This is a genomic window from Enterobacter cloacae subsp. cloacae ATCC 13047 (assembly GCF_000025565.1).
Taxonomy (GTDB): Bacteria; Pseudomonadota; Gammaproteobacteria; order Enterobacterales; family Enterobacteriaceae; genus Enterobacter; species Enterobacter cloacae.
This window is the reverse complement of record NC_014121.1, coordinates 4,131,405-4,144,905: the sequence shown is the minus strand read 5'-3', so window position 1 is coordinate 4,144,905 and position 13,501 is coordinate 4,131,405. Positions and strand designations below refer to the sequence as shown.

Sequence of the window (13,501 nt, the reverse complement as noted above, 5' to 3'; positions counted from 1 at the left end):
CAATGAAAGAAAAATGGATTATTTTGAAAGTTAATGGGCGGGGGAGACGCATTTTGGTTGAAAAAAGCGCAGATTTGCGTTGAGGAGCGTAAAGATTTGGTGGGTAAGGCGCGTACCGCTTCCTTGAGGTGTTCCGGATGCTTTACCATACTAGGTTCTTATCGAACCCGTTAAATGGATGTCCCATGTTCAAGCGTCGTTATGCAGCGTTGTTACCTGCGCTTATTCTGCTATCCGCATGTAGTAGTAAACCCAAGACTGAAGCCGCTGTGCAGACGGCTGGCGCGCCTTCAGGAGGATTCCTGCTGGAGCCGCAGCACAATATGATGCAGATGGGGGGCGACTTCGCGAATAACCCGGCGGCCGAACAGTTCATCGATAAAATGGTGAGCAAACACGGCTTTGACAGACAGCAACTGCATGAAATCTTGTCGCAGGCGAAACGTCTGGACTACGTGCTGCGCCTGATGGACAGGCAGGCACCGTCAGCGCAGGTGCCAACCGGGCCAAACGGTGCGTGGTTGCGCTATCGCAAACAGTTTATTACCCCGGACAACGTGCAAAATGGCGTGGTGTTCTGGAATCAGTATGAAGATGCCCTCAATCGCGCGTGGCAGGTCTACGGCGTGCCGCCTGAAATCATCGTCGGCATTATTGGCGTGGAAACGCGCTGGGGCCGCGTGATGGGCAAAACACGCATTCTTGATGCGCTGGCCACGCTCTCGTTTAACTATCCTCGTCGTGCCGAGTACTTCTCTTCCGAGCTGGAAACCTTCCTGCTGATGGCGCGTAACGAACAGGATGACCCGCTCGATCTGAAAGGGTCGTTTGCCGGAGCGATGGGCTACGGCCAGTTTATGCCCTCTTCCTACAAACAGTATGCCGTCGACTTTAACGGAGATGGTCACATCAACCTGTGGGATCCGGTGGACGCCATCGGCAGCGTGGCGAACTACTTCAAGGCACACGGCTGGACGCCGGGTGGGCAGGTTGCCGTGCAGGCTAACGGCGAAGCGTTTGGTCTGGAAAACGGCTTCAAAACCAAATACAGCGTTGCGCAGCTGACGGCGGCAGGTTTAACGCCAACGCAGCCGCTGGGTAATGTCGATCAGGTGAGCCTGTTGCGTCTGGATGTAGGAACCGGGTATCAGTACTGGTACGGTATGCCAAACTTCTACACCATCACCCGCTATAACCACAGCACGCACTATGCGATGGCCGTGTGGCAGCTGGGCCTGGCGGTATCGCAGGCGCGCATCCCTGCGGCATCGCCGTTTAGTCAGTAAGTCGCTTTATTCCTCCCTCTCCCACGGGAGAGGGGAATTTTGCAGAAACATTTCGCCACACTCCCTTTGCAAACGCGCCATTTACATCTCAAACGCCTTTCATTATTGTTACGTTATAACATTTAATGTGGTGGCAACATGTCAACGTCCCTTTTCTCTTTGTCTGCGGCAGTTAGGTTTCTGCTGGCGCTGGTGATTATCGTGTTTATCGGGCTGGCCGTGCGCTGGGCGGTGGCATTGCCATGATTGTCATGGATGAACTGGTTGCGGGTTACGACCGCATGCCCGTTACGCGTGCCTTGTCGGGCGTAATTGAACGCGGAAGTATGACCGCGATTATCGGGGCCAACGGATGTGGAAAATCCACGCTGCTCAAAACGCTCGCCGGGTTTATTCCGCCGGTGAGCGGCCGTTTTCGCTGGCAGGAGAAACGCCCGGTGATTGGCTGGCTGGCACAGCGTCACGCGCTGGAGGCGCAGTTTCCGCTGACGGTGCAGGATGTGGTGAGTATGGGCTGCTGGCCGCGTGTTTCGCTCTTTTCCGGCTTTCGTCGGGAAACACGCTCGCGCATTGCCAGCGCGCTGGAGCGTGTCGGGCTGGACGCCATGGCGTTATCTACCATCGATGCACTCTCCGGCGGCCAGTTTCAGCGCATGCTGTTTGCGCGGATCCTGGTGCAACAGGCGCCGTTGGTGATGCTGGATGAACCCTTTACCGGCGTCGATGAAGCTACCTGTAACGTGCTGATGGACCTGATGCTCGAGATGTACATGCAGGGCCAGACCCTGCTTGCGGTATTGCATGACAGCGAGCGCGTATCGCGTCATTTTCCGCAAACGCTACGGCTGGATACGGCTATTCCGCACTGGAAAACCGAGCGGGTGAGGGTGGCATGATCTGGCATCTCTTCTTTCAGCCTTTTATCGAATACGGCTTTATGCGTCGCGCGCTGGTGGTGTGCCTGGCGCTGTCCGTCAGCACCACGGCACTGGGCGTATTCCTTCAACTGCGCCGGATGAGCCTGATGGGCGATGCCCTTTCACACGCCATTTTACCCGGCGTTGCGGTGGGCTATCTGCTGAGCGGTATGTCACTGCTGGCGATGAGCATCGGCGGGTTTATCGCCGGGATCGCCGTGGCACTGGTGGCCGGGCTGGTCAGTCGACGTACGCCGCTCAAAGAGGACGCCAGTTTTGCCGGGTTCTATCTCGGCTCGCTGGCGCTGGGCGTGACGCTGGTGTCGCTACGTGGTTCGAATGTCGATCTGCTGCACCTGCTGTTTGGCTCCATTCTGGCGGTGGATAACGACGCCGCGCTGTTTGTGGCTGGCGTATGCATCTTCACGCTGGTGACGCTGGCAGTTTTCTATCGTGGACTGGTGACCGAGGCGTTCGATACCGCCTGGCTACAGGTTAACGCCCGCTGGCTGCCAGGCCTGTTGCACGGGCTGTTTCTGGCGTTACTGGTGCTTAACCTGGTGGCCGGATTTCAGGTTCTCGGCACGCTGATGGCCGTCGGGCTGATGATGTTGCCGGCGGTGGCGGCACGCTGCTGGGTGCGCACCCTGCCAGGGTTGCTCTGCCTGGCGGGCATCAGCGGCGTTTTTTGCGCATGGCTGGGGTTAAGCCTCTCCTGGGCGGTGAGTTTACCCGCCGGGCCGTCCATCGTGCTGACCGCCAGCGCGCTGTTCTTTATTTCTGTTTTATTTGGCACACGAAGCCACCTGGCTGGCAGCCTGCGTGCGCTTTTTTAACGCAAGGGGAAATGATGAAACGTACAGGATTAATAATGGCGCTCGCGCTCGGGATGTTGTCACAGGGCGTGATGGCGAAAACGCTTAATGTGGTCACCAGTTTTTCCATTCTGGGAGACATTACGCGTGAGGTAGGGGGCGACCGGGTCAATGTGACCACGCTGGTGGGGCCGGACGGCGATCCGCATACCTTTGAACCGTCGCCGAAAGACAGTGCGGCGCTCAGCAAGGCCGATGTAGTGGTGGTGAACGGTCTGGGGCTGGAGGGCTGGCTCGACCGTCTGGTGAAGGCCTCCGGATTTAAGGGCCAGCTGGTGGTGGCTTCGACCGGGGTGAAAACCCACACGCTTGAAGAGGACGGGAAAACCGTGACCGATCCGCATGCCTGGAACAGCGCTGCGAACGGGGCACTGTATGCGCAAAATATCCTTGCCGGTCTGGTAAAAGCCGATCCTGAAGATAAGGCGGCGCTGGAGGCCACCGGTCAACCCTATATCGCGCAGCTTATGCAACTGGACAGCTGGGCCAAAACGCAGTTCAGCCAGATCCCGCAGGTAAAACGTAAAGTCCTCACCAGCCATGACGCCTTCGGCTACTTCAGCCGCGCCTATGGCGTAACCTTTATTGCGCCGCAGGGCTTGTCGTCAGAGAGCGAAGCCAGCGCAGCGCAGGTGGCTGAGATTATCAATCAGATTAAAGCGGACGGGGTGAAAACCTGGTTTATGGAAAACCAGCTCGACCCGCGCCTGGTTAAACAAATTGCCACGGCCACCGGTGCGCAGCCGGGGGGCGAACTTTACCCGGAGGCGCTGTCGGCCAAAGGCGGCGTGGCGGATACCTACGTTAAGGCGTTTCGCCATAACGTGAATACCCTCGCCAGGAGCATGAAGTAACCTTTTTCTCAGCCGGTGCCTTCGCATCGGCTTTTTTCTGAAGCCCCCTCGTAAAACATGATCCTCATCTCCATATCTGACGAGAAAGTGCTATCTTGTGCTGCACGTTTTTCTGATGCCCGGAGCGAGAATGACTGACCATGAATTGATGCAGCTTAGCGAAGTCGTAGGACTGGCGCTTAAGCAACGTGGCGCGACTATTACGACTGCCGAATCCTGTACCGGCGGCTGGGTTGCTAAAGCCATTACCGATATTGCAGGCAGTTCCGCCTGGTTTGAACGCGGCTTTGTGACCTACAGTAACGAAGCTAAAGCGCAAATGATTGGCGTGCACGAATCCACGCTTGAACAGCATGGCGCGGTCAGCGAACCGGTGGTGATTGAGATGGCAATTGGTGCGCTAAAAGCGGCGCGTGCAGATTATGCCATCTCTATTAGCGGTATCGCCGGCCCGGACGGCGGCAGTGACGTGAAGCCTGTCGGCACCGTCTGGTTTGGTTTTGCCACCTCTAAAGGTGAAGGGATCACGCGTCGCGAGTGCTTTAGCGGCGATCGTGAAAGCGTGCGTCGTCAGGCCACCGTTTATGCGTTAAAAACGCTCTGGCAACAATTTCTACAAAACACTTGATACTGTATGACCATACAGTATAATTGCACCAACAGAACAGAAATCCACGGTGAAGCACAGTCGCTTCTCCCGGCATGACAGGAGTAATAATGGCTATCGACGAAAACAAACAGAAAGCGTTGGCGGCAGCACTGGGCCAGATCGAAAAGCAATTCGGTAAAGGCTCCATCATGCGCCTGGGTGAAGACCGTACCATGGATGTGGAAACGATCTCCACCGGTTCGCTTTCTCTGGATATCGCGCTGGGCGCGGGCGGCCTGCCAATGGGCCGTATCGTAGAGATCTACGGGCCAGAATCCTCCGGTAAAACCACCCTGACGCTGCAGGTGATTGCCGCGGCGCAGCGCGAAGGTAAAACCTGTGCCTTTATCGATGCCGAGCACGCGCTGGACCCTGTTTATGCTCGTAAGCTGGGCGTGGATATCGATAACCTGCTGTGTTCTCAGCCAGACACGGGTGAACAGGCGCTGGAGATTTGTGACGCGCTGGCGCGTTCCGGTGCGGTTGACGTTATCGTGGTCGACTCCGTTGCTGCGCTGACGCCAAAAGCGGAAATCGAAGGCGAAATCGGCGACTCTCACATGGGCCTCGCGGCACGTATGATGAGCCAGGCAATGCGTAAGCTGGCCGGTAACCTGAAGCAGTCCAATACGCTGCTGATCTTCATCAACCAGATCCGTATGAAAATTGGCGTAATGTTCGGTAACCCGGAAACCACCACCGGTGGTAACGCGCTGAAATTCTATGCTTCTGTCCGTCTGGATATCCGCCGTATCGGCGCGGTGAAAGAGGGTGAGAACGTAGTGGGGAGTGAAACCCGCGTGAAGGTCGTGAAGAACAAGATCGCCGCGCCGTTCAAACAGGCTGAATTCCAGATCCTCTACGGTGAAGGTATCAACTTCTTCGGCGAACTGGTTGACCTGGGCGTGAAAGAGAAGCTGATCGAAAAAGCGGGCGCATGGTACAGCTACAACGGCGATAAAATTGGTCAGGGTAAAGCGAATGCGATCTCCTGGCTGAAAGAGAACCCGGCTGCAGCGAAAGAGATCGAGAAGAAAGTGCGTGAGCTTCTGCTGAACAACCAGGACTCTAAACCTGATTTCGTGGTTGATGGTGCGGATGCTGAAGAAACTAACGAAGACTTTTAAGGCTTTCGTTTAAAAATGAAGGGCTGCTGATGCGGCCCTTTTTGCATTTCTGAACCAGCAGGTTTTTTATGAGCGAATCCACAACGCGTCGACCCGCTTATGCGCGATTACTGGACCGCGCGGTGCGGATCCTTGCCGTGCGTGACCACAGTGAACAAGAGCTGCGGCGTAAACTGTCGGCCCCGGTGATGAGTAAAAATGGGCCGGAAGAGATTGATGCCACCGCGGAAGATTATGACCGGGTGATTGCCTGGTGCTATGAGCATCACTACCTGGATGACGACCGTTTTGCTTCCCGGTTCCTGGCCAGCCGTGGCCGCAAGGGATACGGTCCGGCGCGTATCCGTCAGGAGCTGAACCAGAAGGGCGTTGCCCGTGAGTCCATCGAAAAAGCGATGCGCGACTGTGACACCGACTGGTGTGCGCTGGCAAAAGAGCAGGCGATTCGTAAATACGGTGAACCGCTGCCGCGTGAATTTTCAGAAAAAGTCAAAATCCAGCGCTTTTTGCTCTACCGCGGCTTTCTGATGGAAGATATTCAGGATATCTGGCGTAATTTTGCCGATTGAACGCATGCGGGATTTTACTTCCCACTAAAGAAAACTTATCTTATTCCCACTTTTTCCAGTAGCAGGTCTGTCCAGGGGTTTACCGATACCGGCTTGCTACGACATTTCGTTAGCTTGATTTCAGGATAATTATGAGCAAGAGCACCGCTGAGATCCGTCAGGCGTTTCTCGATTTTTTCCATAGTAAGGGACACCAGGTTGTTGCCAGCAGCTCCCTGGTGCCGAACAACGACCCAACTCTGCTGTTTACCAACGCCGGGATGAACCAGTTCAAGGATGTGTTCCTTGGTCTCGACAAGCGTAATTATTCCCGCGCCACAACCTCACAGCGTTGCGTGCGTGCGGGCGGTAAACACAACGACCTGGAAAACGTCGGTTACACCGCGCGCCACCATACCTTCTTCGAAATGCTGGGTAACTTCAGCTTCGGCGACTATTTCAAACATGATGCTATTCAATACGCGTGGGAACTGCTGACCGGTGAAAACTGGTTCAACCTGCCGAAAGAGCGTCTGTGGGTTACCGTCTATGAAACCGATGACGAAGCCTACGAAATCTGGGAAAAAGAAGTCGGTATCCCGCGCGAACGTATTATTCGCATCGGTGACAACAAAGGCGCACCGTACGCGTCTGACAACTTCTGGCAGATGGGTGACACCGGCCCTTGCGGTCCGTGCACCGAGATCTTCTACGATCACGGCGACCACATCTGGGGCGGCCCTCCAGGCAGCCCGGAAGAAGACGGCGATCGCTACATTGAGATCTGGAACATCGTCTTCATGCAGTTCAACCGTCAGGCCGACGGCACCATGGAGCCGCTGCCAAAACCGTCCGTTGATACCGGTATGGGCCTGGAGCGTATTGCGGCTGTTCTGCAGCACGTTAACTCCAACTACGAAATTGATCTGTTCAGCACCCTGATCAAAGCCGTTGCAGAAGTGACTGGCGCGACCGATCTGAACAACAAATCACTGCGCGTAATCGCAGACCATATCCGTTCCTGTGCGTTCCTGATTGCTGATGGTGTTATTCCGTCGAATGAAAACCGTGGCTATGTGCTGCGTCGTATCATTCGTCGTGCGATCCGTCACGGCAACATGCTGGGCGCGAAGGACACCTTCTTCTATAAGCTCGTTGGGCCACTGATTGGCGTAATGGGTTCTGCAGGTGACGAGCTGAAACGCCAGCAGGCGCAGGTTGAGCAAGTACTGAAAACTGAAGAAGAGCAGTTTGCACGTACGCTGGAGCGTGGTCTGGCGCTGCTGGATGAAGAACTCGCTAAGCTTAAGGGCGACACGCTGGATGGCGAAACCGCCTTCCGCCTGTACGACACTTACGGCTTCCCGGTTGACCTGACGGCGGACGTTTGCCGTGAGCGCAACATCAAAGTGGACGAAGCGGGCTTCGAAGCGGCGATGGAAGAGCAGCGTCGTCGTGCGCGTGAGTCCAGCGGTTTTGGCGCAGACTACAACGCGATGATCCGCGTGGACAGCGCGTCTGAATTCAAAGGTTATGAAGCGCTGGAACTGACTGGCAAAGTGACCGCCCTGTTTGTTGACGGCAAAGCCGTAGACAGCATCAGCGCAGGTCAGGATGCAGTTGTCATTCTGGATAAAACCCCGTTCTATGCGGAATCCGGTGGTCAGGTTGGCGATAAAGGCGAACTGCAAGGCAACGGTTTCAGCTTCAGTGTGAACGACACTCAGAAATACGGCCAGGCGATTGGTCATCTGGGTAAACTGGTTTCAGGCTCCCTGAAAGTGGGAGAGGGCGTTCAGGCTAATGTCGACGAAGCGCGCCGCGCACGCATCCGTCTGAACCACTCGGCAACGCACCTGATGCACGCTGCACTGCGTGAGGTTCTGGGAACGCATGTTGCACAGAAAGGTTCTCTGGTTAACGACAAAGTGCTGCGTTTCGACTTCTCGCATTTTGAAGCGATGAAACCGTCTGAGATCCGTGCGGTGGAAGATCTGGTGAATGCGCAAATCCGTCGTAACCTGCCAATCGAAACCCACATTATGGATCTCGACGCGGCGAAGAAAAAAGGTGCGATGGCCCTGTTTGGTGAGAAATATGACGACCGTGTTCGCGTATTGAGCATGGGCGACTTCTCTACCGAGCTGTGCGGTGGCACACACGCATCGCGTACCGGTGATATCGGTCTGTTCCGCATCGTTTCTGAATCCGGTACGGCGGCAGGTGTGCGTCGTATTGAAGCGGTGACTGGTGAAGGCGCGATTGCCAGCCTGCATGCGCAGAGCGACCAGTTGCACGATATCGCGCAGCTGTTGAAAGGCGATACCCAGAATCTGGGCGAGAAAGTGCGTGTTGCGCTGGATCGTACTCGCCAGCTGGAAAAAGAGCTGCAGCAGCTGAAAGAGCAGGCTGCGGCGCAGGAGAGTGCAAACCTCTCCAGCAAGGCTGTAGACATTAAGGGCGTCAAACTGCTTGTCAGCGATCTGGCAGGTGTAGAGCCTAAGATGCTGCGTACCATGGTCGACGATCTCAAGAACCAGCTTGGTTCGACGGTTATCGTACTGGCGACGGTAGCAGAAGGTAAGGTTTCTCTGATTGCGGGCGTCTCTAAGGATGTGACCGACCGCGTTAAAGCAGGGGAACTGATTGGCATGGTTGCCCAGCAGGTGGGTGGCAAAGGTGGCGGTCGTCCGGACATGGCGCAAGCCGGTGGTACGGATGCGGCGGCACTTCCTGCGGCATTGGCCAGCGTTGAAAGCTGGGTAAGCGCGAAACTGTAATAACTACAAAGCACAAACAGACGCCATAGCGGTAACGTTATGGCGTCTTGTTCACTGCACTATCGATAACGATAAAGTCAGGTTGAGTTTGTGTATATCGGCTAAACTTACGTTTAACAGAATGTGATGCCGTGACTGCTTACACTTTACGTGTTTGTCATCGCTTACTTTTTGGCGTTATATGATGGATAATGCCGGGATACAAGAGACCCGACTCTTTTAATCTTTCAAGGAGCAAAGAATGCTGATTCTGACTCGTCGAGTTGGTGAGACCCTCATGATTGGGGATGAGGTCACCGTGACAGTTTTAGGGGTAAAGGGTAACCAGGTACGTATTGGTGTTAACGCTCCTAAAGAAGTATCTGTCCACCGTGAAGAGATCTACCAGCGTATCCAGGCTGAAAAATCCCAGCAGTCCAGTTACTGATATTGTCGCGTCTCGCTGTCGGGCGAGACGCAACCCCTCCTGTTATTTTTCCTGCTTAAAGTTACCGTTCGATTTCAATCGCTCTGTTTTTAACCACTCTCGCCAGCTTATCTCGTCCAAACCACACGCTTCTCTTCATAGATTTCTGGGAGGATGCCTGCAAAATCCGCTTATAAAACACTCTCTTTGCGGCTTTTACATGCGAATTGCCTGTGATTTGTGCAAACGATAAAAGCTTTTGGAAAATTGTTTGACTTATAAGTCCCAGAAAGTAATATATGCGCCACGCAGCGACGAGAAGCTCTTAACGAGTGGCTCGAAGCACTCGAAAGAGGCGTTGTGTGGTGAGGTGGCCGAGAGGCTGAAGGCGCTCCCCTGCTAAGGGAGTATGCGGTCAAAAGCTGCATCCGGGGTTCGAATCCCCGCCTCACCGCCATTTTGCATCCGTAGCTCAGCTGGATAGAGTACTCGGCTACGAACCGAGCGGTCGGAGGTTCGAATCCTCCCGGATGCACCATTTACTGTTTCTAAAAGCATTTCCCCGATGCATCCGTAGCTCAGCTGGATAGAGTACTCGGCTACGAACCGAGCGGTCGGAGGTTCGAATCCTCCCGGATGCACCATCTTCTCCTGGTTTGTTTATTCCTTCGACGTTCCGTCAGCAATCACACTCTCTGTCAGCGACAAAAACGCCCGTTTACGATAAAGTAACCCTTTGTTAATCGGTTAGCGAGAGCACGATGTACGCACAGTATGACGGTTTGATCTTCGATATGGATGGCACGCTTCTGGATACCGAACCCACGCATCGCCAGGCCTGGACGGACGTTCTTGGACGTTACGGTATGCGCTTCGATCTCCAGGCGATGATAGCCCTCAACGGATCACCTACCTGGCGTATCGCACAGGCCGTGATTGAACTTAATCAGGCCGATCTCGATCCGCACCAGCTCGCGCGTGAAAAAACCGATGCAGTAAAAGCTATCCTGCTGGATACCGTGCGTCCTCTGCCGCTTATTGACGTGGTAAAAGAGTGGCACGGACGTCGCCCGATGTCGGTCGGCACGGGCAGCGAAAGCGCTATTGCCGAAGCGCTGCTCAACCATCTTGGCCTGCGCCACTATTTTTCTGCGGTGGTTGCCGCCGACCATGTTAAAAATCACAAACCCGCACCGGACACCTTCCTGCTTTGTGCAGAACGAATGGGTGTGCCGGCGGCAAAATGCGTTGTCTTTGAAGATGCCGACTTTGGCATTCAGGCCGCGCATGCTGCCGGAATGGATGCGGTGGATGTTCGCTTACTGTGAGTGACGCGCTGTCACTTTTATCATTATTCGCCAGCAGTTTTTTAAGTGCTACGCTCTTACCGGGTAATTCGGAAGTGGTGCTGGTGGCGATGCTGTTGTCTGGCGTGAGTCAGCCCTGGTTGCTTGTGTTAATAGCAACAATGGGTAATAGCCTTGGAGGGCTGACTAACGTTATTCTTGGGCGTTTCTTTCCGCTGCGTGAAAAATCGCGCTGGCAGGAAAAGGCAGTCGGCTGGCTAAAACGCTATGGCGCTGCCACGCTGTTATTAAGCTGGATGCCTGTAATAGGCGATTTACTGTGTCTGCTGGCGGGATGGATGCGCATCTCCTGGGGGCCGGTGCTCTTTTTTTGTGCCTTGGCAAGGCGTTGCGCTATGTTCTTGTGGCGTGGGCAACACTACAGGGTATGACGTGGTGGCACTAATTGGTGGAATGAATACGCGACCTTCAATCGTCAACCATTACAATTATGCTGAGTAACATTACTTTGACAGGCGGGAGGTCAATTTGATCCCGGACGTATCACAGGCGCTGGCCTGGCTGGAAAACCACCCTCAGGCACTGAAGGGTATTCAGCGTGGCCTTGAGCGTGAAACGCTGCGCGTAAACGCGGATGGCAGCTTAGCGACGACGGGTCACCCGAAGACGTTAGGCTCGGCGCTGACACATAAATGGATCACTACCGATTTCGCTGAAGCACTGCTGGAATTTATCACTCCGGTGGACGGTGATATTGATCATATGCTGACGATATTGCGCGACATCCATCGCTACACCGCCCGAAATATGGGCGATGAGCGTATGTGGCCGCTCAGCATGCCCTGCTATATCGAGCAGGGGCAGGAGATTGAACTGGCGCAATACGGCACGTCGAATATCGGTCGACTGAAAACGCTGTATCGCGAGGGTCTGAAAAACCGCTACGGCGCGTTGATGCAGACGATCTCAGGCGTACATTACAACTTCTCTTTGCCAATGGCTTTCTGGCAGGCGAAATGCGGTGAAACGGATAAGGACGCGATCTCCGCGGGTTATTTCCGCCTGATCCGCAACTATTACCGTTTTGGCTGGGTTATTCCTTACCTGTTTGGTGCGTCTCCGGCTATATGCTCCTCGTTCCTGCAGGGGAAACCGACGACGCTACCGTTCGAGAAGACCGCGTGCGGAATGTACTACCTGCCGTATGCCACCTCGCTGCGTCTGAGCGACCTTGGCTATACCAATAAATCGCAAAGCAATCTCGGTATTACGTTTAACGAATTGCACGAATATGTGGCAGGATTGAAGCGGGCGATCAAAACCCCGTCGGAAGAGTACGAGAAAATCGGCCTCGAAAAAGACGGCAAACGTCTGCAAATCAACAGCAATGTGCTGCAGATTGAAAACGAACTGTACGCACCGATTCGTCCGAAGCGCGTGACGCGCAGCGGTGAAACCCCCTCGGATGCGCTGCAGCGCGGCGGGATCGAATACATTGAAGTGCGCTCACTGGATATCAACCCGTTCTCACCGGTCGGTGTTGATGAGCAGCAGGTTCGCTTCCTGGATCTGTTTATGGTCTGGTGTGTGCTGGCCGATGCGCCGGAAATGAGTTCAGACGAACTGCTCTGTACCCGCACTAACTGGAACCGCGTGATCCTGGAAGGGCGCAAACCGGGCCTGACGCTGGGTATCGGCTGTGAAACGGCGCAGTTCCCGCTGCCGAAAGTGGGTAAAGATCTTTTCCGCGACCTGAAGCGCGTTGCCCAGACAATGGACAGCCTTTACGGTGGCGAAGCGTATCAACAGGTCTGCGACCAGTTAGTGGAATGCTTTGATAACCCGGAACTGACATTCTCGGCGCGTATTCTGCGTTCTATGATTGATCAGGGCATCGGCGGAACAGGGCGTGCACTCTCCGCGGAGTACCGTGAAATGCTGATGCAGGAGCCTTTAGAGATCCTGAGCGAAGCGGATTTTGCGGCGGAGCGCGATGCGTCTGTCGTACGTCAGAAAGAGGTCGAAGCGGCGGATACGGAGTCGTTTGAGGCGTTTCTGGCGAAGCAGGCTTAAGCAGAAAAGAAAAAGGCCACATCGCTGTGGCCAAAATATACATCTCTGAATTCAGGGATGATGATAACAAATGCGCGTCTTTCATATACTCAGACGTGCATTCTGTAGAAGAGTTCAGTTTATTTTAAAAAAAATCACTATCGGAGGTGACGTATGCCGTTATTAGATAGCTTTACTGTCGACCATACCCGTATGGAAGCACCTGCAGTCCGCGTGGCGAAGACCATGAACACCCCGCACGGCGACACGATCACCGTTTTCGATCTGCGCTTCTGCGTGCCGAATAAAGAAGTGATGCCGGAGAAAGGCATTCATACGCTGGAACACCTGTTTGCTGGTTTTATGCGTGACCACCTGAACGGTAACGGCGTGGAGATTATCGATATTTCTCCGATGGGCTGCCGTACCGGTTTTTACATGAGCCTGATCGGCCAGCCTGAAGAGAAGCGTGTTGCTGATGCCTGGAAAGCGGCCATGCAGGACGTGCTGAAGGTAAAAGAGCAGAACCAGATCCCCGAGCTGAACGTCTACCAGTGCGGCACATACCAGATGCACTCTCTGGAAGAAGCCCAGGAGATCGCGCGTCACATCATCGAGCGTGATGTTCGCGTCAACAGCAACGAAGAGCTGGCCCTGCCAAAAGAAAAACTGCAGGAACTGCACATCTAGTGCACCTTTT

The 13,501-nt window shown here is 54.6% G+C and carries 12 protein-coding genes, 3 tRNA genes and 1 pseudogene; all 16 read left to right on the top strand.

Annotation, left to right across the window (positions count from 1 at the left end; all coding sequences use genetic code 11):
• Positions 1-185: 185 nt before the first annotated feature.
• The 16 genes and pseudogenes from mltB (at position 186) to luxS (ending at position 13,491) form a co-directional block, all read left to right on the top strand.
• Positions 186-1,286 carry a lytic murein transglycosylase B gene (mltB, locus tag ECL_RS20160; RefSeq protein ID WP_169746046.1) on the top strand — a complete coding sequence of 367 codons (1,101 nt, stop codon included), beginning with the start codon at positions 186-188 and terminating at the stop codon, positions 1,284-1,286.
• Positions 1,287-1,528: 242 nt separating this feature from the next.
• Complete coding sequence (locus tag ECL_RS20155; protein ID WP_013098442.1) at positions 1,529-2,182, top strand: metal ABC transporter ATP-binding protein; 654 nt, start codon at positions 1,529-1,531, stop codon at positions 2,180-2,182.
• Positions 2,179-3,039, top strand: coding sequence for a metal ABC transporter permease (locus ECL_RS20150; protein ID WP_013098441.1), 861 nt, complete (start codon positions 2,179-2,181; stop codon positions 3,037-3,039). Before ECL_RS20155 ends, ECL_RS20150 begins: the two co-directional genes overlap by 4 nt.
• 14 nt (positions 3,040-3,053) lie before the next feature.
• Positions 3,054-3,932 carry a metal ABC transporter substrate-binding protein gene (locus ECL_RS20145; protein ID WP_029883886.1) on the top strand — a complete coding sequence of 293 codons (879 nt, stop codon included), beginning with the start codon at positions 3,054-3,056 and terminating at the stop codon, positions 3,930-3,932.
• Between the two features lie 130 nt (positions 3,933-4,062).
• Positions 4,063-4,560 carry a nicotinamide-nucleotide amidase gene (pncC, locus tag ECL_RS20140; protein ID WP_013098439.1) on the top strand — a complete coding sequence of 166 codons (498 nt, stop codon included), beginning with the start codon at positions 4,063-4,065 and terminating at the stop codon, positions 4,558-4,560.
• Between the two features lie 89 nt (positions 4,561-4,649).
• Positions 4,650-5,708 carry a recombinase RecA gene (gene recA, locus ECL_RS20135; protein ID WP_013098438.1) on the top strand — a complete coding sequence of 353 codons (1,059 nt, stop codon included), beginning with the start codon at positions 4,650-4,652 and terminating at the stop codon, positions 5,706-5,708.
• A gap of 68 nt (positions 5,709-5,776) precedes the next feature.
• Complete coding sequence (gene recX, locus ECL_RS20130; protein ID WP_013098437.1) at positions 5,777-6,277, top strand: recombination regulator RecX; 501 nt, start codon at positions 5,777-5,779, stop codon at positions 6,275-6,277.
• Between the two features lie 131 nt (positions 6,278-6,408).
• Positions 6,409-9,036, top strand: a complete 2,628-nt coding sequence (gene alaS, locus ECL_RS20125) for an alanine--tRNA ligase (protein WP_013098436.1) — start codon at positions 6,409-6,411, stop codon at positions 9,034-9,036.
• Positions 9,037-9,277: 241 nt separating this feature from the next.
• The gene (gene csrA / locus ECL_RS20120) at positions 9,278-9,463 is read left to right on the top strand and encodes a carbon storage regulator CsrA (RefSeq protein ID WP_000906486.1); all 186 of its coding nucleotides are present in this window, start codon (positions 9,278-9,280) and stop codon (positions 9,461-9,463) included.
• A 343-nt stretch (positions 9,464-9,806) separates the two neighbouring features.
• Positions 9,807-9,899 (top strand) — tRNA-Ser (locus tag ECL_RS20115).
• A 4-nt stretch (positions 9,900-9,903) separates the two neighbouring features.
• A tRNA-Arg gene (locus tag ECL_RS20110) sits at positions 9,904-9,980 on the top strand.
• 29 nt (positions 9,981-10,009) lie between these two features.
• Positions 10,010-10,086 (top strand) — tRNA-Arg (locus ECL_RS20105).
• 117 nt (positions 10,087-10,203) lie between these two features.
• Positions 10,204-10,770: a fructose-1-phosphate/6-phosphogluconate phosphatase gene (gene yqaB, locus ECL_RS20100; RefSeq protein WP_013098435.1), complete on the top strand. Its 567-nt coding sequence runs from the start codon at positions 10,204-10,206 to the stop codon at positions 10,768-10,770.
• A pseudogene (locus tag ECL_RS20095) lies at positions 10,767-11,194 on the top strand (YqaA family protein). The gene yqaB and the pseudogene ECL_RS20095 overlap by 4 nt, the downstream one beginning before the upstream one ends.
• An 83-nt stretch (positions 11,195-11,277) precedes the next feature.
• Positions 11,278-12,822, top strand: a complete 1,545-nt coding sequence (gshA, locus tag ECL_RS20090) for a glutamate--cysteine ligase (RefSeq protein WP_013098433.1) — start codon at positions 11,278-11,280, stop codon at positions 12,820-12,822.
• Positions 12,823-12,975: 153 nt separating this feature from the next.
• Positions 12,976-13,491, top strand: a complete 516-nt coding sequence (gene luxS / locus ECL_RS20085; protein WP_013098432.1) for an S-ribosylhomocysteine lyase — start codon at positions 12,976-12,978, stop codon at positions 13,489-13,491.
• Positions 13,492-13,501: the final 10 nt, after the last annotated feature.